The organism is Rhodanobacter sp. Col0626 (assembly GCF_049994385.1).
In the GTDB taxonomy this organism is placed as follows: domain Bacteria; phylum Pseudomonadota; class Gammaproteobacteria; order Xanthomonadales; family Rhodanobacteraceae; genus Rhodanobacter.
In genome coordinates, this window is record NZ_CP188260.1 from 3,897,117 (window position 1) to 3,916,310 (window position 19,194).

General features: G+C 63.1%; 17 protein-coding genes. 13 read left to right on the forward strand and 4 right to left on the reverse strand.

The window, feature by feature from the left end:
* Positions 1-19: 19 nt before the first annotated feature.
* Positions 20-1,990, reverse strand: coding sequence for a serine hydrolase domain-containing protein (locus tag ACPPVV_RS17160; RefSeq protein ID WP_426701076.1), 1,971 nt, complete (start codon positions 1,988-1,990; stop codon positions 20-22).
* A gap of 138 nt (positions 1,991-2,128) precedes the next feature.
* Here ACPPVV_RS17160 and ACPPVV_RS17165 point away from each other — a divergent pair, with 138 nt between their 5' ends.
* Positions 2,129-2,902, forward strand: a complete 774-nt coding sequence (locus ACPPVV_RS17165; protein ID WP_426701077.1) for a helix-turn-helix domain-containing protein — start codon at positions 2,129-2,131, stop codon at positions 2,900-2,902.
* On the opposite strand, the gene ACPPVV_RS17170 is transcribed toward ACPPVV_RS17165, so the two are convergent.
* On the reverse strand, positions 2,865-4,322 hold the full coding sequence (locus ACPPVV_RS17170) for a M81 family metallopeptidase (RefSeq protein ID WP_426701078.1): 1,458 nt from the start codon (positions 4,320-4,322) through the stop codon (positions 2,865-2,867). The genes ACPPVV_RS17165 and ACPPVV_RS17170 overlap by 38 nt on opposite strands.
* Positions 4,323-4,472: 150 nt before the next feature.
* Here ACPPVV_RS17170 and ACPPVV_RS17175 point away from each other — a divergent pair, with 150 nt between their 5' ends.
* The 4 genes from ACPPVV_RS17175 to ACPPVV_RS17190 are packed head-to-tail and all read left to right on the forward strand — an operon-like array spanning position 4,473 to position 9,619.
* Complete coding sequence (locus tag ACPPVV_RS17175; protein ID WP_426701079.1) at positions 4,473-6,758, forward strand: TonB-dependent receptor; 2,286 nt, start codon at positions 4,473-4,475, stop codon at positions 6,756-6,758.
* A gap of 25 nt (positions 6,759-6,783) precedes the next feature.
* Entirely contained in the window at positions 6,784-7,146 is a 363-nt protein-coding gene (locus ACPPVV_RS17180) for a RidA family protein (protein WP_426701080.1), read from the forward strand.
* A complete protein-coding gene (locus ACPPVV_RS17185; protein ID WP_426701081.1) occupies positions 7,143-8,486 on the forward strand; it encodes an MFS transporter in 1,344 nt (447 codons plus the stop codon). The genes ACPPVV_RS17180 and ACPPVV_RS17185 overlap by 4 nt, the downstream gene beginning before the upstream one ends.
* Positions 8,487-8,491: 5 nt before the next feature.
* Positions 8,492-9,619 carry an NAD(P)/FAD-dependent oxidoreductase gene (locus ACPPVV_RS17190; protein WP_426701082.1) on the forward strand — a complete coding sequence of 376 codons (1,128 nt, stop codon included), beginning with the start codon at positions 8,492-8,494 and terminating at the stop codon, positions 9,617-9,619.
* Between the two features lie 116 nt (positions 9,620-9,735).
* Here the strand turns inward: ACPPVV_RS17190 and groL are convergent, their stop codons facing one another.
* Positions 9,736-11,388, reverse strand: coding sequence for a chaperonin GroEL (gene groL, locus ACPPVV_RS17195; RefSeq protein WP_426701083.1), 1,653 nt, complete (start codon positions 11,386-11,388; stop codon positions 9,736-9,738).
* 127 nt (positions 11,389-11,515) lie between these two features.
* Entirely contained in the window at positions 11,516-11,809 is a 294-nt protein-coding gene (locus ACPPVV_RS17200) for a co-chaperone GroES (protein ID WP_007081521.1), read from the reverse strand.
* Between the two features lie 241 nt (positions 11,810-12,050).
* Between ACPPVV_RS17200 and cutA the strand changes: the two genes are divergently transcribed.
* The 8 genes from cutA to prmA all read left to right on the forward strand — a co-directional run bounded on the left by cutA (position 12,051) and on the right by prmA (position 19,181).
* A complete protein-coding gene (gene cutA, locus ACPPVV_RS17205; RefSeq protein WP_426701084.1) occupies positions 12,051-12,374 on the forward strand; it encodes a divalent-cation tolerance protein CutA in 324 nt (107 codons plus the stop codon).
* 61 nt (positions 12,375-12,435) lie between these two features.
* Entirely contained in the window at positions 12,436-14,628 is a 2,193-nt protein-coding gene (locus ACPPVV_RS17210; RefSeq protein WP_426701085.1) for a protein-disulfide reductase DsbD family protein, read from the forward strand.
* A complete protein-coding gene (locus tag ACPPVV_RS17215; protein WP_426701086.1) occupies positions 14,628-15,167 on the forward strand; it encodes a TlpA family protein disulfide reductase in 540 nt (179 codons plus the stop codon). Before ACPPVV_RS17210 ends, ACPPVV_RS17215 begins: the two co-directional genes overlap by 1 nt.
* A gap of 147 nt (positions 15,168-15,314) precedes the next feature.
* Positions 15,315-15,767, forward strand: coding sequence for a type II 3-dehydroquinate dehydratase (gene aroQ / locus ACPPVV_RS17220; protein ID WP_426701087.1), 453 nt, complete (start codon positions 15,315-15,317; stop codon positions 15,765-15,767).
* Between the two features lie 74 nt (positions 15,768-15,841).
* Complete coding sequence (gene accB / locus ACPPVV_RS17225) at positions 15,842-16,303, forward strand: acetyl-CoA carboxylase biotin carboxyl carrier protein (RefSeq protein WP_426701088.1); 462 nt, start codon at positions 15,842-15,844, stop codon at positions 16,301-16,303.
* A 77-nt stretch (positions 16,304-16,380) separates the two neighbouring features.
* Positions 16,381-16,701, forward strand: a complete 321-nt coding sequence (locus tag ACPPVV_RS17230) for a four helix bundle protein (protein WP_426701089.1) — start codon at positions 16,381-16,383, stop codon at positions 16,699-16,701.
* Between the two features lie 52 nt (positions 16,702-16,753).
* A complete protein-coding gene (gene accC, locus ACPPVV_RS17235) occupies positions 16,754-18,121 on the forward strand; it encodes an acetyl-CoA carboxylase biotin carboxylase subunit (RefSeq protein WP_426701090.1) in 1,368 nt (455 codons plus the stop codon).
* A 112-nt stretch (positions 18,122-18,233) separates the two neighbouring features.
* The gene (gene prmA, locus ACPPVV_RS17240) at positions 18,234-19,181 is read left to right on the forward strand and encodes a 50S ribosomal protein L11 methyltransferase (RefSeq protein WP_426701091.1); all 948 of its coding nucleotides are present in this window, start codon (positions 18,234-18,236) and stop codon (positions 19,179-19,181) included.
* The last annotated feature ends 13 nt before the right edge of the window (positions 19,182-19,194 follow it).

Genomic DNA, 19,194 nt, shown 5'->3' on the forward strand with positions numbered 1-19,194 from the left:
CGAGGTAACCGACCACGCGTCAATAATTCAGATGCAGGTTCAACAGGTGCAGGCTGAAGGCGAACCAGATCGTCCCGAAGCAGGCAAGCACAAGTGCAAGGCTATTGAGCTTGCGCCACCAGCCACCGGTTGCACGCCAGGCATGACGTGCATTCGCGATCACGGCGATCGTGCCGACAATAGCCAGCACGCCGATCAACTGGATCAGGCGCAGCGTGCCGTCGAAGCCATTGCTCATGCTGGCGATTTCGGCGTTCATCTGAGCCAGCACATAAACCCAGCCACCGAAGAACAGCAGGTGCAGGATCGCGACCACGCGGCTCCATCGGTACCAGCGTCGCGCAGGTTGCTGCGGCGCCAGCGGCTTGCCGCAAGCGCGGCGCACCAACGCGGCGATCGGCCACAGCAAGGCCGCCAACAGGAACACCATCACCGCGAAATACAGCAGCGGCAGGTTCCATGAAGCGGATTGCCAGCCCGGCACCGGCATGAACACCATGACCGGCGCGACCTCATCGACCGACAACCAGCGCACCTTGCCATCCTTCATCAGCGCGCCAAGATGGCCCCCATTGTCGAAATCGCGCCAGATAAACGGCGCCACTTCACGCCAGCGCCGCGGTTGGCCGGCGAGATCCTTGAAGTCGGAGGTGACGAGTGTCCCGTCTTTCTCCATCGCTATTTTCGGCTGCGACAGCAGGTTCAGCATCGACATGAAGTTCGATACCGAGACGCGGCTGTTGAGATAGCGACCGACCAGCAAGGCGCCATGCTCTCGCGCAGTCGCCAGGATGGGCTGGTTCACCGGCACGGCAGGGAAGTAGCGGTCGGCAAACCCGGCCCACAACTGATGACGCAATCCGCCGTCGCCGGCACCGTCGATGGATACGAACACGCCGACGTCATGTTTCAGATACAGCATCAATTCGCTGTGGAACAACTCGGTGTCGCCGCCATGCCCGATGATGTCCTGGCCATTGCGATCCAGGTGATAGAAACCAAGCGCGATGGGCGGCAGACCCGGCACCGAATAGTGCTTGAAATTGTGCATCTGCTGCGCGGTTTCCGGACGCAGGATCTGCGCCTCGCCATAACGCCCATCCTGCAGGTGGGCGATCATGTAACGCCCCATGTCCTCGCCACTCACCGACATGCTGCCGGCAGGTGCCACGGTCACCAGCTCGAAGGGTTTCGCCGGCGAGCTGGCCTTGGCATAGCTTTTCGCCATGTAAGGCTCAAGGGATGCCGGCAGCGGCTGACGGAACGTCGCGTACTTCATGCCCAACGGCTGGTAGATGTGCTGCTCGATGTAGTCGTCGAACGGCTGGCCCGACACACGCTGCACGATGTAACCGGCCAGCGCCGCGCCATAGTTGGAATACGCCGACACCTCGCCTGGCGCGTACACCCGCTCGGGCACCCACTCCTTAAGCCACGCCTCGTTGCTCATCAACTGCTTGGCATCGGGGGCGAACAGGTTCTTGTCCGTTTCCTCAAAACCGGGTGTATGCGTCATCAGATCACGCAAGGTGATCGGCTTGCCATCACGCGGCGGGATAGTGAAGTCGAGGTATTTGTTGACGTCCGTATCGAGGTCGAGCTTGCCCTGCTCGACCAGCTGCATCACAGCCGTCCACATGAAGGTCTTGGAAATCGAACCGGGACGGAACAGCGTGGTGGCCGGATCGACCGGTTTCTTCGCCGCCACGTCCGCATAGCCGTAACCTCTCGCCACGAGGATCTTGCCGTCCTTCACCACGACCACCACGGCAGCGGCAAGATCGTTCTTCTTCATGGCGTATGGAAACAGACCATCCAGCCAGGCCTGCGCGTCGGCCGCGGTGAGCTCATGGCCGCCTGACGGAGCCGCCACGACTGACGCCGGCGGTGGCGCTGGCTCCACTGGCGTCTGCGCCCGGCACGGTGCCATGAACGTCGTGGCACACAACAGCAACGCGACCGGAGCAAGCATGCGGCGAAGGTGTTTCATCGGCGTAACCCCTGATATTGCGAAGGTTGCTGCATGATCGACAGTTCTTGGACGATAATGAAGGCATGTTTTCGTTAATGTCAAATATTTTTCATATTTAGAAACTTCTACCGCTCCACGTTGCAGGAATCCAGCTCCATGATCCGAACCCGCACAGAACCGTCGCCCGCCAGCGCCAATCCCGGTGGCGCCTTGCGCGCACTGCGCACAGCGCGCGGGTGGACACTGGCCGAGGTGTCGCAACGGACCGGACTACCCATATCGACACTGTCGAAAATCGAAAACGGCCGGATGTCGCTGAGCTACGACAAGCTCACCCGGCTGTGTGCCGGTCTGGAAATCGATATCGCCGAACTGTTTGCTGCCGACACTGCTTCCACAGCACCGGCGCGGGTCACCGGTCGTCGCAGCATCACTCGCGTCGGCGAAGGTTCAGCGATCAACACCAGCGGCTACCTGCACCTGTATCCCGCCGCTGATCTGCTCAACAAGCGTTTCGTACCGATCATCGCCGAGATCAACACACGCTCGCTGGAAGACTTTGGCGAGCTGATTCGTCATCCCGGCGAGGAATACGCCTACGTGCTGGAAGGTATCGTCGACCTGTATACCGAACTGTATGCGCCAGCACGACTGGCGACTGGCGACTCGATCTATTTCGACAGCGGTATGGGGCATGCCTATATCGCGGTCAGTCCGGGCCGTTGTCGCGTGCTGTCGATCTGCTCAGCGAGCGAATCGCAACTTCTCGAAGCCAGCAGCGAATTGCGCAAGCCGCCAGCGATGGAGAAGACACCACCACAAGTCGTTAAGTCGAAGCGCGCCGGGAAGGCCGCGCCCAAGCCAGCAAGCAAGCCCTCGATCAAGCCGCCGATCAAGCGAGCGGGTCGTGCTCGCGCGGGAAAAAATTGAGATCGTGGCGCTTGCGGTAATCGATCCCGGCAAAGTTCATCTGGATCGCCCCCGGCGTCGCCACTGAAATGATGCGATCGGCGATCGGTGCGAACAATGCATGGAAGTGGTGACTGGACTTCACCACGATCAGGCGCTTGTCATTGAGCTCGATGCCCAGGCCAGTAAACGCGTCTGGCGCGAATACCTGGGTACGGATCGAGTTGACCACCACGTCGATACCGTCGCATTCCAGCCACACCGAAAGACCCATCGGCTGGCGGGCACTGCCGAGACCGTGCTGATCATGCTGTTCGCGTACCGCGCGCACCGTCGCCATAACATCGAGCGGACTGCCGGATGCTTCACCGCACTTGCCGCCGAGGCGCAGCGCGAAACGCGCGCCGACGCCAGCTTCCGCGCAGGCCTGCGCGCTCATCGGATCCCATATGGCACCCAGCGCGGCATCGCGTACGCCATGCGCCAACATCGCGCGCAGCAGGCTGACATTGTCACTGGGCGCACCGCCGCCTGCGTTGTCGGCAGTATCGGCCAGCACTACCCGGCCGGCAGTCGCCGCCGCCATATCCAATGCATCCTCGATCCCGGGCATGCGCGGCAGCAGTACCTCACGTTGCGCGTAAATCAAACGGCCAAGCTCTTCGGCCACGCGCCGTGCGCGTGCCTTGTCACCGTCGGCAACGACCAACATCTTCGACCCGGTATCCGCCGTGTCACCCCACGGAAAGCCGTGCACGAAGCTCACCGACAGCACGCCAGGCTGGTGCTCCGCTTCACGCAACTGACGCAGCAAGCCGGCCATCGGCTCACTGGTGGTGGGATAGAAGCCGATCATGCGGCAGTCGAACAAGGCACTGACCGGGTCGATTTGACCCAGTGCCTTCCCGGTGCAGAGGGCATAAAGCTCCCGTGCACGTTCGATGCAGTCGATGTGCGGATACTCCTTCATCAGAATCACGACATCACTGGCATCGACCAGTGCCTGCGAAAGGTGGCAATGCGGGTCCAGCTCGACGCCGATGACGGTGTCCGGCCCGCATACCTTGCGTAACCGGGCAACCAGATCCGCTTCGCAGTCGTCACAGCCGGTGGCCACCATCGCACCGTGTAGCAGCAGCAAAATCACGTCGAAGGATCCCCCTGCGCGTACCGAATCCACGATCTCGTCGCGCAACCCCTCCCAGACCGATTGCAGGGTGGGCCCCGACGGTTGCGCCGTGGTGAAGACTCCCTCGACGAAGTCGTGGCCATCCGCGCAAGCCAACTCCTTGTAGAGCCGCGCCACCAGATTGTTCTCTCCCTCACCGGCACGGCTGGCATTGCCGCGAAACAGGCCGCCCTCTTCGAAGCCGCGCAAGCCGGTTGGCCAGGGCGCGAAAGTATTCGTCTCGGTGGAAATGCCTGCGGTGAAGATGCGCATGTGCTGCCCCTCGATAGGTCGTGCTTGCAATTTTCCAATAATAATGCTTATTTCCGTTTAGACAACTAATTTTCCGTTTTTGAAATATTTGCAAACGCCTGCCTGCTGGCTGCGCTGGCACCGGACACCACCACCTCGGGGAGAACCACCATGAACGGCACCGGCAAACCCTTGCGGCACACCTTACTTGCCACAGCCATGATCGCCGCGCTTGGATTTTCGTCCGGCGCCGCCCTGGCGCAGGATCAGCCCATCCCGGACAGCACCAGCAACAACACCAACAGCGGCAGCGGCAGCGCAAAACAGAGCGGCAAGCCAGATCCGATCACGCTGGGCGCCGTCACCGTAACAGCGCAAAAGCGCAGCCAGGATGCGCGCAAGGTGCCGACATCGATCAGCGTGGTTGGAAGCCAGCAGCTGGAAGACCAACATGCCGCCTCGCTGATCGACCTTGCTGGCTCGTTGCCCGGGGTGCAGATCAACACAGGTGGCGCACCGGGCAGGACATCGATCACGATCCGCGGCATCCCATCGCTGGGGGCGGGCGCTGTGGTCGGCACCTACGTCGACGACACGCCTCTGGGCTCGAGCTCGAACTTTGCGCGGTCGGCGAGCTACGCATTGGATCTGCTGCCCTACGATATCGAACGCATCGAGGTGCTGCGCGGTCCGCAAGGCACGCTGTACGGCGCCAGCACCATGGGCGGCCTGCTCAAGTACGTGATGAAGGAGCCGGATCTGAATCACGTCGGCGGAGAGCTCGGCGGCGGCATTTCCACGGTCAGCGGCGGCCATGGCACGGGATGGGATGGACGCGCCACGATCAATCTTCCGCTCATCCAGGACAAGCTTGGCATCTCCGCCTCGGTGTCCAAAAACCAGACGCCCGGCTATGTCGACAACGTGGTGACTGGCCAGAACGGCATCAACGACGTGACGCAGAAAAGCAGCCGTGTCGCCTTGCTGTGGAAACCGGGCGACGACGTCAGCCTGAAGATGTCTGCGCTGCACCAGTCGGTGAATGCCAACGACCAGGGCATCATCCTGCTCGACCCGACCACACAACAGCCGATCTACGGCGAGCAGAAGACCGGCACCGCACTCGGCCAGCCGTTTCGGAAACAGGTGAATTTCTACTCTGCCACGCTGAACTGGGATCTGCACTGGGCAGACTTCACCTCGGCAACAAGCTATTCCACCGCAGCCACGCATGCGCTCGAGGATGACTCGGTAACCTACGGGCCACTGTATCCGTTGCTCGGCAATTACCCCGTTGGCCTGTCCGCGTTCGATCTCGCGCTCGACCTGAAAAAGGTTACCCAGGAATTCCGCCTCGCCTCCAAACCGGACGACCACATCGAGTGGCTAGTCGGCGCGTTCTACACCCGCGAATCAAGCAAGAACCTCCAGGTCGAAACGGCACAGGCAAACGACGGCACGCCGATCGTCGGCCTCGACCCGCTGTTCGTCGGTGGCATTCCGTCCACGTACAAAGAGGGCGCGCTATTCGGCAACCTCACCTATAAATTCAACGATCGCTTCGATGTCACCGGTGGCTTGCGCTTCGCCAGGAACGAACAGAACTTCGAGCAGCGAATCACCGGCGGCGGCGGACTGTTGGTGCCGCTGGGCAACAGTCCGGGCCATTCCTCGGAAAACGTGCTGACCTGGATGCTCAGCCCGGCCTATCACCTGAGCGACGACAGCATGCTGTACCTGCGTGCCGCCAGCGGCTATCGCCCAGGCGGCCCGAACTTCGCGCTTCCCGGCGTGCCGCCCTCGGTGAAGTCGGACACGCTGGTCAATTACGAAGCCGGCTGGAAGTCGCTGTTCTTCGACAAGCGCATCTCCGTCGACTTTGCCGTCTACGACATCAACTGGCGCGGTATCCAGGTGAGCACAGCAACACCGAACGGCAGCATCACCTACCTGGCCAATGGCGGCACTGCGACCAGTCGTGGCGCCGAGCTGAGTGCCGCTTTCATGCCGATACGCGATCTGCGGCTGGGCCTCAATGCATCGTATACCGATGCCTATCTGACCGAAGACGCACCGGCACTGAAGGGCAAGAACGGCGACAGCCTGCCAGGCATTCCGCACATCAACTGGTCGTACACCACGGACTATTACTACCAACTTCCGGGTGCATGGAGTGGTCACGTCGGCGGCAACTATCGCTGGATAGGCAAGCGGTCGTCGAACGTCAGCAGCAGCCCGTACAACTATCCCGAAAACAGCTACGGCGTGCTCGATCTCAATGCCGATATCTCCAAGGATGTCTGGACGCTGCGCTTCTACGTGAAGAACCTGACCAACCAACACCCCCACCTCAATATCGGTTACATGCAGAACGGCGTGACCAATGCGGTGGTCAATCTGCCGTCGGCCATACTCCAGCCACGTACGGTTGGCGTCGAATTCGACGCGCAGTTCTGATCACACCATCCCTACGGAACCCACCATGGCCTTACCCCACCTAGCCCCCTTCGTCGATGCCGGTTCGCTGGTATTCCTGTCCGGCCAGATCGCCTTCGACGCGCATGGCATGATCCGCGGCGATGTCGCCGAGCAAACACGGTGCTGCCTTGAACGGATGGAGCGTGTACTGCACGACGCCGGCCTGTCGAAGGCACAGGTAGTGAAATGCACGATCTGGCTGCGCCACGAAGCTGATTTCGCCGCATTCAACCAGGCCTATGCGGACTTCTTCGGCACACACAAGCCTGCACGCTCCACCGTCATCAGTGGCCTTGCCCTGCCCGAGGCGCTGGTCGAGATCGAGGCGATCGCCAGCAGGGCGGTGGCCGCTGAAAACCCGCAATGAGTGAGGGAGGAGGCCACTCCGGCGAAGCGACTGCCGAACGACCCTGGCCAAAGCCCGGCGCTGCCTGGTACGCCGTTGCCATCTTTTCGCTGGCAGCGGTGCTGTCATACACCGACCGACAGATTCTTTCGCTGCTGGTCGACCCGATCCGTGGCGCCCTGGCCATCACCGACACCCAGGTGGGTCTGTTGCAAGGCATCGCCTTCGCACTGATCTACTCGATTGCCGGCCTGCCACTGGGCCGCGCCGCGGACATCTTCCCTCGGCGCGCCGTGATCATTGCCGGCATAACCTTGTGGAGTATCGCCACCGTCGCTTGTGGCTACGCACACTCGTTTACCGAACTGTTCATCGCCCGCGTCTTCGTCGGCATCGGCGAGGCCTGTCTGGCACCGGCCGCCATGTCGATGATTGGCGACTACTTCCCCGCTCAGAAGCGCGGTACGGCGGTCGGCACCTTCCTGCTCGGCATGGTGGTTGGCGGCGGCGTGGCGCTGATGATCGGTGGCTCGGTACTGCAAGCCGTGCAACACGGACTGGTGGCGAATATCCCCTGGCTGAGCGGGCTCGCCGCCTGGCGTGCCGTGCTGGTGCTGATGGCGCTGCCTGGCGCACTGCTGGTACTGCTCATGCTCACCGTGCGCGAACCGGAACGGCAACTGCATGCGATGCAGGAAGGCTCACATACCCTGCCTTTGCGCGAAGTGTTGCGCGACTTCGCGCAGTTCCGCGGCCTGCTGCTGCCACTCTACCTTGGCATGGCCTTGATGTCGGTTGGCGACTTCGGCATGTCGAACTGGATACCGGCACTGCTATCGCGCCGCTATGCGATGGATCCCACGCAAATAGGCGGCTTGTTTGGCGGCGCGCAAATTGTCGGCGCTGCGATTGGCGTATTCGGCGGCGGCTTTATAGCGGACCGATGGGTCGCACGCGTCGGCTCACGTGGGCGCTTCGTGGTCGCCTTCGCCGCCGCCACGCTGGCAATGCCCGGGGCATTCGCCGGCGTGACTGGCAGCGCGGACATGGTGATCGCCGGCTACACCTGGTGGACCTTGATGTCGTCGGCGGCCGCGGCCGTGGGGCTCACCGCCCTCCAGGACGTGGTGCCGAACCACATGCGCGGCATCGCGATCGCGCTGGCCTCGTTCGGCAACATCATGCTGGGTTTTGGCGGCGGCACCACGCTGACTGCATGGGTCAACGACCACGTCTTCCACCATCCCCTGGCCATCGGCAGCTCGATGACCCTGGTCTCGCTACCCGCATGTTTGCTGGCAATGGTCTATTTCTGGCGCGGCTGGCGCGTGACGCGACTGGCTACATCCCTGGGAACTTGAAATACATGCAAGACACGCTATTCGACATCGCCGTGATCGGCGGCGGCATGGCCGGCGCCGCGGCGGCCGCCAACCTCGCCGCGCACGCACGTGTTCTGGTGCTGGAGCGCGAGAGCCAGCCCGGCTACCACGCCACCGGCCGCTCGGCCGCGCTGTTCTCGGAGATCTACGGCAACGCACCGATCCGCACGCTGACTCGCGCCAGTCGCGATTTTTTCTACACGCCCCAAAGCTTCACCGATGTTTCGTTGGTATCGCCACGCGGCGCGCTCTATATCGCGAATGCGGAACAGCTCGATGCGCTGAATGCCTTTGCTTCGCTGCCGGATGTCGCTGGCGGCACACGACGCATCGACGCGACCGGGGCGCAGGCGCTGTCATCCAGCCTGCGCAATGGTTACGTCGCTGCCGCGCTGTACGAGCCCGATGCCTGCGATCTCGACGTGCATGCACTACACCAAGGTTATCTTCGGCAATTGCGCGACAACCACGGCAAGCTCGTGAACAACGCCGGCGTCACCTCGCTGCTCTACCTCGATGGGCAATGGACTATCGACACCGACGCCGGCACCTTCCATGCGAAAACCATCGTCAACGCGGCGGGTGCGTGGGTCGATGAGATCGCCACGCTCGCCGGCGCCGCGCCGATCGGCATTCAACCGCTGCGGCGCACGGCCTTCATGGTCGATGCGCCGTCAAGCAGCGATACCGAACGGTGGCCGTTGACGATCGATATCGGCGAGCAGTTCTACTTCAAGCCCGACGCAGGCCGCCTGTTGCTGTCGCCAGCCGACGAGACGCCAAGCCTGCCCTGTGATGCATGGCCTGAGGATATGGACATCGCGATCGCGGTAGATCGCATCGAGCGCGCAACCACGCTGTCGATCACGCACGTGCAACAGAAATGGGCTGGCCTGCGCAGCTTTGTGGAAGATCGCAGTCCCGTTATCGGCTACGACCCGCAGGTGGCAGACTTCTTCTGGATCGCTGCACTTGGCGGCTACGGCATCCAAACCGCACCCGCCGTCGGTCGCCTCGCCGCGGCCCTGATCCGGCACCTTCCGGTACCTGGCGACATGTTGAAAATGGGACTCGATGTCGCCTTGATTGCCCCGGCACGCCTTGCCAACTGATCGACCTTGCATTCGATGAAGTACGCAATCTGCGCAACGTTCGGCAGCTGACGCATGAGCCAAAAGAAAACCCCGCTTGCGCGGGGTTTCCTGTATTGCAGCTCGAGTAGAAGGACTTAGAAGTCCATACCGCCCATGCCGCCCATGCCGCCACCCATGCCACCGCCGCCATGGCTGTGGCCTTCGTCCTTCTTCGGCAGCTCGGCAATGATCGCCTCGGTGGTGATCGCCAGACCGGCGACCGACGCCGCATGCTGCAGCGCGGTGCGGGTCACCTTGGTCGGATCCAGGATGCCCATCGCGACCATGTCACCGAACTCGCCGGTAGCCGCGTTGTAGCCGAAGTTGCCCTTGCCTTCCTTGACCTTGTTGAGGATCACGGACGGCTCTTCGCCGGCGTTGGCAACGATCGCACGCAGCGGCGCTTCCAGCGCACGGCGGGTGATCGCAATACCCAGGTCCTGATCGGTGTTGTCACCCTTCAAGCCTTCGACCGCCTTCAATGCACGGATCAGCGCGACACCGCCGCCCGGGACCACGCCCTCTTCGACGGCTGCGCGCGTGGCGTGCAGGGCGTCTTCGACGCGGGCCTTCTTTTCCTTCATCTCGATCTCGGTGCTGGCGCCGACCTTGATCACTGCCACGCCACCGGCCAGCTTGGCCACGCGCTCCTGCAGCTTCTCCTTGTCGTAGTCCGAGGAGGTCTCTTCGATCTGTGCCTTGACCTGCGCGATACGCGCCTGGATCTTCTCCGCTTCACCGGCACCATCGATGATCGTGGTGTTTTCCTTGGTGATGACGATGCGCTTGGCGCGGCCCAGGTCGGCGAGCGTGGTCTTCTCCAGCGACAGGCCGACTTCCTCGGATACGACCTGACCGTTGGTGAGGATCGCGATGTCTTCCAGGATCGCCTTGCGACGGTCACCGAAGCCCGGCGCCTTGACGGCGGCGACCTTGACGATGCCGCGGATGGTGTTGACGACCAGCGTGGCCAGTGCCTCGCCTTCGACTTCCTCGGCGACGATCAGCAGCGGCTTGCCGGCCTTGGCGACGGCTTCCAGCACCGGCAGCAGCTCGCGCACGTTCGATACTTTCTTGTCGTGGATCAGGATGTACGGGTCGTCCAGCTCAACCTGCTGCGAAGCCTGGTTGTTGATGAAGTAAGGCGACAGGTAGCCGCGATCGAACTGCATGCCTTCGACCACGTCCAGCTCGTTCTCGAGACCCGAGCCTTCCTCGACCGTGATCACGCCTTCCTTGCCGACTTTCTTCATCGCGGTGGCGATGATGTCGCCGATGTTGGCGTCGGAGTTGGCCGAGATCGTGCCGACCTGGGCGATTTCCTTGTCGTTCGCGGTCGGGTTGGAAAATTTCTTCAGCTCGCCGACGGCAGCCGCAACGGCCTTGTCGATGCCGCGCTTCAGGTCCATCGGGTTGATGCCCGCGGCAACAGCCTTGAGGCCTTCCTGGATGAACGCCTGTGCCAGCACGGTCGCGGTGGTGGTGCCGTCACCGGCGACGTCGGAGGTCTTGGAGGCGGCTTCCTTGACGATCTGCGCGCCGAGGTTCTCGTAACGGTCGGCCAGTTCGATCTCCTTCGCGACGGACACGCCGTCCTTGGTGATCGTCGGCGCGCCGAAGCTCTTCTCGAGCACGACATTGCGGCCCTTCGGACCGAGGGTGACCTTGACCGCGTTGGCCAGGGTGTTCACGCCCTTGAGCATGCGGGCGCGGGCGTCTTCGCCGAAACGTACTTCTTTAGCTGCCATGATTTTTTTGCCTCAAAAAAATTGATAGATAACGGTTTGTCGTCGAGAAAGGGCAACCAGAAGGAGCCAAAGGCGACTGGGTGCAAGCTTTTAGCTCGCTCAACCAATCGACCTCAGCTCAGACGGATCAACCTTCGATCACAGCCACGATGTCGTCTTCCTTCAGGAACACCAGATCCTCGCCATCGATCTTGATTTCCTGGCCGGCGTACTTGCCGAACAGCACCGTGTCGCCAGCCTTCAGCGACATCGGACGGACCTTGCCGTCGGCCATGATCAGGCCGGTGCCGGCGGCGACGACCTTGCCGCGGGTCGGCTTTTCGGTGGCGCTGTCGGGGATGACGATGCCGCCGGCGGAGACGCGCTCCTCTTCCAGGCGCTTGACGATGACGCGATCATGCAACGGACGCAGTGTGCTCATGGATGACTCTCCAACTGACTTGTTGAGGTGGGACAAGGCTTTCAAGGCCCGAATCGACGGCCTTGTTAGCACTCATGGTAAGTGAGTGCCAATTTTACGGGTATAGCACCCCGCTGCAAGATCTTTGAAACGGGAACGAACAGCTAATTGGGTGGGTCGGGGCAAGTTTCAAGGCCCACCATCGCTCCCTCGCCGCCCGGTCACTACAAAAAACCAGGACCTCGCACGTTAGGCTGCGCTCATGTCCGAAACCGTCCTGATCTGTTACTGCAGCTGCCCCGATGCCGCCAGCGCCCGGACGATCGCCGAAGCGCTGGTGGGCGAGCGGCTGGCTGCCTGCGTCAACCACCTCCCCGGCATCCACTCCACCTACCGTTGGCAAGGCCAGCTGACCACCGGCAGCGAAGAATTGCTGCTGATCAAGACCAGCGCCGGCCGCTTCGACGCACTGAAGAACCGCCTGCTCGAACTGCATCCATACGAACTGCCCGAACTGATCGCAGTGCCGGTGGAATACGGCCATGCCGCTTTCCTCGACTGGGTGCGCGCGAACGCCACAGGGTGATCGGGGCCGGGGCCGCGGAGACTGGGCCATAATGCCGCTCTGCGTCTTTTGTGGAGTCGTGATGCGATCGTTCCCTACCGGCCGAATGGCCATCCGTCTTGTTGCGTGGCTGGGCCTGCTGCTGGGCACGTCGCCATTGTTCGCGCAGGGTACGGACGATCTGCTTCCAGTCACCGAGGCGTACAAGTTGAGCTCCGACGCCGCCACGCCCGGCGTGCTGAAGCTGCACTGGACCATTGCGCCGGACTATTACCTCTACCGCGGCCGCATGAAGTTCAAGGGCGGCGACGGCGTCAGCCTGGGCGAGGCCCAACTGCCCGACGGCGAGAAACATCACGATGAATACCTCGGCGACGTGGAGACGTATCACCACAACGTCGACGCCAGCATTCCCTACTCCGTGGCGGCCGGCACCACCCGGTTGAAGTTGAGCGTGCAGTACCAGGGCTGCCACGAAGTCGATCCGAAAATCTGCTACCCGCCGCATACCGAGCAGCTTGATGTGCCGATTCCAGCCGGCGTTGACACGAAAGCACCTGCCGCCGGCTCGCTCGGAGCGGCCCTCAACCAGCTCGGCAACAGACATGACACGTCGGCAGGCGTAGTCGGCGCACCGTTGCCGGCCGAACAGGCTTTTCGCTTCGAGGCCCTGGCGCAGAACCCACAGCACCTGCTGCTGCGCTGGACGATGCCGAAGGGCTATTACCTGTATCGCGACCAGACCACGCTGAAGCTCAAGGACGCCGCCGGCCTCAGCCTGACGCCGGCATGGCCCGCTGGCACTGCGCACCACGATGAGCATTACGGCAACGTCACCGTATACTTCGACCAGGTCGAGTTGCCGGTGACGGTCGAAGGCGACCTCGCCGGTCGCAAGCAATTGACCATCGAGGCAAGGTTCCAGGGCTGCCAGGACGGCGGCTTGTGCTATCCGCTGATGACCCGCGCGGTGAGCGTCGACCTCGCGAGCGGCATCGCCGCCGCTGGCGCGACCGTACCGGCGACGCCCGAACAGCCGCCCGCCGGTGCCGCCACGGGTCCGTTGCAAGTCAGCCTGATCGCGGCCCTGCTGCTGGCTCTGGGTGGCGGCCTGGTGTTGAACCTGATGCCGTGCGTGCTGCCGGTGCTCTCGATCAAGGCGGTCAGCGTGCTGGAGAGCGGCGGGAATCGCGCCACCGCGCGTCGCCACGCGCTGTTCTATACCGCTGGCGTCCTGTGCAGCTTCGTCGCGCTGGGCCTGGGCATCCTCGCCCTGCGCACGGCCGGTCATGCACTGGGCTGGGGCTCGCAACTGCAGCAACCGCTGCTGGTCGGCGCGTTGGCCTGCGTGATGCTGGCGGTCGGCTTGTCGATGTCCGGTGTGGTCCAGTTCGGCGCCACGCTGGGCAATACCGGCGCAGGTCTGGCCGCACGTTCCGGCCCGGCCGGCGACTTCTTCACCGGTGTGCTAGCGGTGGTGGTGGCCAGCCCGTGCACGGCGCCGTTCATGGGCAGCGCGCTGGCATATGCATTCGCCGCGCCGATGCTGTCCGCCCTGCTGGTGTTTCTGGCGCTGGGCATCGGACTGGCGTTGCCGTTCCTGTTGATCGGTTTCGTGCCGGCATTGGCGCGCCTGCTGCCCAAGCCCGGACGCTGGATGGAAACGCTGAAACAGGTGTTGGCCTTTCCGATGTATCTCACCGCCGTGTGGCTGGTGTGGGTGCTGGCAAACCAGCGCGGCGCCGACGCGGTCGGCCTGGTGCTGGTGGCGATGGTGCTGCTGGCGATGACGCTGTGGTGGTTCGAACGCAGCCGCTCGCGCGGCGTCGTCAGCAAGTGCGCCGTGGTCGTGCTGGCAGCGGCTACGCTGGTGCCGATGTACCTGCTGGCCCACGTGCCACCGCCGTCGAATGCCACCGTCGCCGAAGCGGGCGTGGTTGCCTACAGTCCAGGGAAACTCGCCGAATTGCGTGCCGCCGGCACGCCGGTCTTCGTCGACATGACGGCCGACTGGTGCGTCACCTGCAAGGCGAACGAGCACACCGTGCTGGACACCCAGAAGTTTCGCGACCTGCTCGAGCGCACCGGCACGGTCTATATGAAAGGTGACTGGACCGACGTCAACCCGACCATCAGCGCGTTCCTGCAGGAGTACCACTCGCCCGGCGTGCCGTTGTACGTGGTGTTTCCAAAAACCGGAGGCCCCGGCAAGCAGCTGTCGACCGTGCTGACCTCCTCGCTGGTCGAGCACGCACTGACCGAGGCGACACGCTGATGCTCAGCCGCAGCAACTGGCTGATCCTCGGCTTCGCGGTTTTGGCCGCCGTCATTGGCGGCTATATCGAACATCGCCACCAAACGGCTTCCGCCGACTTCGCCGCCCCCGCCATGGTGGGCCAGGCGCTGCCGGCGATCACACTGCCCGATCTCGATGGCAAGCCGCACCAACTCGCCGAATACCGTGGCCGCCGCGTCGTGCTGAATTTCTGGGCCAGCTGGTGCGTGCCCTGCCTGGAGGAGATGCCGGCGCTGACTCGTGTTCAGGAAAAATTCGGCGAACATGCACCTATCGTGATCGGAATAGCCATGGATGAGCCAGTTCGGGTACGGGCATTTCTGGCCGCCCATCCGGTGAATTACCCGATTTTACTGGGCCATCTGGCATGGCCGAGCACGTCGGAGCAATTGGGAAATGCGCGCCAGATACTGCCTTACAGTGTACTTATCGACGCTGATGGGCGCATATTGGCGACTCATGAGGGCCCTTTGACCGCCCGATTGCTGCAAGAGTGGCAGATAGCGGAATCTGAGTAACCCAAGGCCGCCGCCCACATACGCTTCCGCACGGAATCTCACACTTCTCCGCCAAACATCGTCGATCTGCGGTGAACTGGACAACATTCACGACTGCGCGCACACTGCGCCGGTCCGGAAACGGCTGGACGTCAGCTGGAAGGCCTCGTGGCGAAAATCCTGGTCCTGCACGGACCCAATCTCAACCTGCTGGGCGCACGGGAACCTCATGTCTATGGACACGAGACCCTCGCCGACATCAACCAGCAGCTGGCTGAGCGGGCGCAGGCCGCCGGGCACGAACTGGTCTGGTTCCAGTCCAACGCCGAACACGAACTGATCGGCCGCGTCCACCAGGGCCGCGACGATCGCACCGCGATCATCCTGTGCAATGCCGGCGCGTTCACCCATACCAGCCTGGCCTTGCGCGACGCCTTTGCGGCGGTGGCGATCCCGTTCATCGAGGTGCACCTGTCGAACGTGTTCGCCCGCGAGCCGTTCCGCCACCATTCCTACCTTTCCGGCATTGCGCTCGGCGTGATCTGCGGCTTTGGCGGCGACAGCTACCGGCTGGCGCTGGACGCCGCGCTGCAGCGGTTGCAGGCGCCCGCCGCGCCCTGACAAACCAGCTACACGGCAACTACCTATTCACCTCCAGCCACCTACGGTGGCATGACTGACCAAAGGCTGATCCGATGGATTTGCGCAAAATCAAGAAACTGATCGACTTGCTCGAGGAATCCAACCTCGCCGAACTAGAGATCAAGGAAGGCGAGGAAGTCGTCCGCCTCTCGCGTGTACCCAAAAACATGATGCCGGCTCCCGTCGCGCCAATGGCGATGGCTGCCGCACCAGCGCCGGCCAGCGCCGTGGCACCGGCGGCGACTGCCGCCGAAGTCGCGCCGGCGAATGCACTGCCGGCCGGCCATGTGGTGAAAGCGCCGATGGTGGGAACCTTCTATGCTTCGGCCACCCCGGGCACCCCTGCGTTCGTCAAGGTCGGCCAGCAGGTCAAGGCCGGCGAGACGCTGGGCATCATCGAGGCGATGAAGATGTTCAACCAGATCGAAGCCGACGTGGCCGGCACCGTGCAGGCCATTCTGCTCGAGAACGGCCAGCCGGTGGAATTCGACGAACCCATGTTCGTGATTGCCTGAGAGGCCGGGATTCGGGAATGGGGATTAGGGATTCGTTCAAGCGACCGCACGAGGGCCTGCAGGTCTGGCAGGATGCCATGGATCTCGTCGAAACCATTTATCGAGTCAGTGCCGATTTCCCGGATTCCGAACGCTTTGGCCTTACTTCGCAATTGCGACGCGCGGCAATTAGCATCCCTTCAAACATTGCGGAGGGTGCGGCTCGCCGATCCACGCCGGAATACCTTCGGTTCCTGTCCATGGCTCGCGGTTCGCTGTCAGAACTGGATACCCAACTGCAGATAGCCGAACGGCTCGCTTACGTTTCCGATCTACAAAATGCCACTGAACTGGCAAATCGAGTCTTCGCCAAGCTCAACGCGTTGATCCGATCCATCCAAACCAAGAGGAGCGCCTGATGCAACGCCGTATCCCGCTCTTACAAATCCCGAATCCCGAATCCCAAATCCCATGCTAGAAAAAGTCGTCATCGCCAACCGCGGCGAAATCGCGCTGCGTGTGCTGCGCGCCTGCCACAGTCTGGGCATCAAGACCGTGGCGGTGCATTCCACCGTGGATCGCAACCTGAAACATGTCGGCCTCGCCGACGAATCGATCTGCATCGGTCCAGGGCCGTCGGTCGACAGCTACCTCAACATCCCGCGCATCATCGCGGCGGCCGAGATCACCGATGCCCAGGCGATCCATCCGGGTTACGGTTTTCTGTCCGAGCGCGCCGACTTTGCCGAACAGGTAGAACAATCGGGCTTCATCTTCATCGGCCCGACCGCCGACGTGATCCGCCTGATGGGCGACAAGGTCGAGGCGATCCGCGCAATGAAGGCCGCCGGCGTACCGTGCGTGCCCGGCTCCGGCGGCCCGCTCGGCGAAGACGTCGACGCCAATATCAAGATCGCCCGCGAGATCGGTTACCCGGTGATCATCAAGGCCGCCGGCGGCGGCGGCGGTCGCGGCATGCGCGTGGTGCGCACCGAGGCGCACCTGGGCAATGCCGTCACCATGACCAAGGCCGAAGCCAAGGCCGCGTTCGGCAACGAGCAGGTCTACATGGAGAAATTCCTGGAAAATCCGCGCCACGTGGAGATCCAGGTACTCGCCGACGGCCAGGGCAACGCGATCCATCTCGGCGAGCGCGACTGCTCGATGCAGCGCCGCCACCAGAAAGTCGTCGAGGAAGCGCCCGCGCCGGGCATCACCGACGAACAGCGCGCCGCCATCGGCAAGGTCTGCGTCGACGCCTGCATCCGCATCAACTATCGCGGGGCAGGCACGTTCGAGTTCCTGTACGAGAACGGTCGCTTCTACTTCATCGAGATGAACACCCGCATCCAGGTCGAGCACCCGGTGACCGAGCTGATCACCGGTGTCGACCTCGTGCGCGAGCAACTGCTGATCGCCGGCGGCGAGAAGCTGTCGATCCGGCAGGAAGACGTGGTGATCCGCGGGCATGCCATCGAGTGCCGCATCAACGCGGAAGATCCGGACACGTTCATGCCCAGCCCCGGCACGGTGAAGCGCTTCGAGGCGCCGGGCGGCCCCGGCGTGCGCGTCGATACGCATCTCTACGATGGCTACAAGATCCCGCCGAACTACGATTCGATGATCGGCAAGCTGATCGTGCACGGCCCCGACCGCGCTACCGCGATCGCGCGCATGCACCTGGCGCTGGCCGAGACGGTGATCGAAGGGGTGAAGTGCAACATCCCGCTGCAGCAGAAGATCATGGCCGATGTCGGTTTCCAGCATGGCGGACAGAACATCCACTACCTGGAAAAGCGCATGGCCGAGCAGAAAGAAAAAGCCGCCACTGGTCAGTGACCTGCATGCCCAAGCCGCAGGAGCCCGCTGGCGGGCGATGCCTTGTCGAGCCGCCTCAAGCGCATCGCCCGCCAGCGGGCTCCTGTGAATTCAACGCTGCCGAATACGTCCCATGCCCTTTCTCGAACTCTCCCTGATCGTCCGCACCGAACAGCAGCCCGGTGCGGAAGAAGCGCTGGACGATCTCGGCGCGCTATCGATCACCCTGCAGGACGCCAACGCGGAAACTCCCGACGAGCAGGCGATCTTCGAGCCCGGCGTCGGTGAGTTGCCGCTGTGGCCGACGATCACCTTGAACGCGCTGTTCGACGAGCACGCCGACCGGCGCGGGCTCAGCGCCGCATTGGGCGAACTGCTGCCGTGGCTGGAGCCGGATCAGCTGCGCTTCAACGACATCGCCGACCAGGACTGGGAACGCGTGTGGATGGACCAGTTCAAGCCGATGCCATTCGGCCGGCGACTATGGATCTACCCGTGGAACATCGAACCGCCGACCGACGGTGACAGCGTGGTGGTGCGACTCGATCCCGGCCTCGCGTTCGGCAGCGGCACGCATCCCACCACGGCGTTATGCCTGGAATGGCTGGACGGGCTCGACCTCATCGGCAAGACCGTCACCGACTATGGTTGCGGCTCGGGCATCCTGGCGATCGCCGCGTTGAAACTCGGCGCTGTCAGCGCGGTCGGCGTCGACAACGACCCGCAGGCACTCACCGCATCGACCGACAATGCCGAACGCAACGGCGTCGCCGACCGGCTCGCGCTGTTCCTGCCGGAAGACGTCGTCGCCGGGGCCGCTCCTGCACATCCTGCGCTCGCGGCACTTGTGCATCCATGCACATCGCCGGCCGACGTGTTCATCGCCAATATTCTCGCCGGCCCCCTCGCCGCGCTGGCGCCCACCTTTGCCGCCGCCGCGAAACCTGGCGCGCCGTTCGCCATCTCCGGCATCCTCGCCGGACAGCAGGACGAGTTGTTGCAACGCTACGCCGAATGGTTCGACGAGCTGCGCGTGGACACGCGCGAAGACTGGGTCCGCATCAGCGGTCGCCGCCGCTGAGCGCCAACGGCGT

Coding starts and splice junctions, on each gene's coding strand:
- ACPPVV_RS17160 (WP_426701076.1), bottom strand. CDS start 1,990: ATGAAACACCTTCGCCGCATGCTTGCTCCGGTCGCGTTGCTGTTGTGT.
- ACPPVV_RS17165 (WP_426701077.1), top strand. CDS start 2,129: ATGATCCGAACCCGCACAGAACCGTCGCCCGCCAGCGCCAATCCCGGT.
- ACPPVV_RS17170 (WP_426701078.1), bottom strand. CDS start 4,322: ATGCGCATCTTCACCGCAGGCATTTCCACCGAGACGAATACTTTCGCG.
- ACPPVV_RS17175 (WP_426701079.1), top strand. CDS start 4,473: ATGAACGGCACCGGCAAACCCTTGCGGCACACCTTACTTGCCACAGCC.
- ACPPVV_RS17180 (WP_426701080.1), top strand. CDS start 6,784: ATGGCCTTACCCCACCTAGCCCCCTTCGTCGATGCCGGTTCGCTGGTA.
- ACPPVV_RS17185 (WP_426701081.1), top strand. CDS start 7,143: ATGAGTGAGGGAGGAGGCCACTCCGGCGAAGCGACTGCCGAACGACCC.
- ACPPVV_RS17190 (WP_426701082.1), top strand. CDS start 8,492: ATGCAAGACACGCTATTCGACATCGCCGTGATCGGCGGCGGCATGGCC.
- groL (WP_426701083.1), bottom strand. CDS start 11,388: ATGGCAGCTAAAGAAGTACGTTTCGGCGAAGACGCCCGCGCCCGCATG.
- ACPPVV_RS17200 (WP_007081521.1), bottom strand. CDS start 11,809: ATGAGCACACTGCGTCCGTTGCATGATCGCGTCATCGTCAAGCGCCTG.
- cutA (WP_426701084.1), top strand. CDS start 12,051: ATGTCCGAAACCGTCCTGATCTGTTACTGCAGCTGCCCCGATGCCGCC.
- ACPPVV_RS17210 (WP_426701085.1), top strand. CDS start 12,436: ATGCGATCGTTCCCTACCGGCCGAATGGCCATCCGTCTTGTTGCGTGG.
- ACPPVV_RS17215 (WP_426701086.1), top strand. CDS start 14,628: ATGCTCAGCCGCAGCAACTGGCTGATCCTCGGCTTCGCGGTTTTGGCC.
- accB (WP_426701088.1), top strand. CDS start 15,842: ATGGATTTGCGCAAAATCAAGAAACTGATCGACTTGCTCGAGGAATCC.
- ACPPVV_RS17230 (WP_426701089.1), top strand. CDS start 16,381: ATGGATCTCGTCGAAACCATTTATCGAGTCAGTGCCGATTTCCCGGAT.
- accC (WP_426701090.1), top strand. CDS start 16,754: ATGCTAGAAAAAGTCGTCATCGCCAACCGCGGCGAAATCGCGCTGCGT.
- prmA (WP_426701091.1), top strand. CDS start 18,234: ATGCCCTTTCTCGAACTCTCCCTGATCGTCCGCACCGAACAGCAGCCC.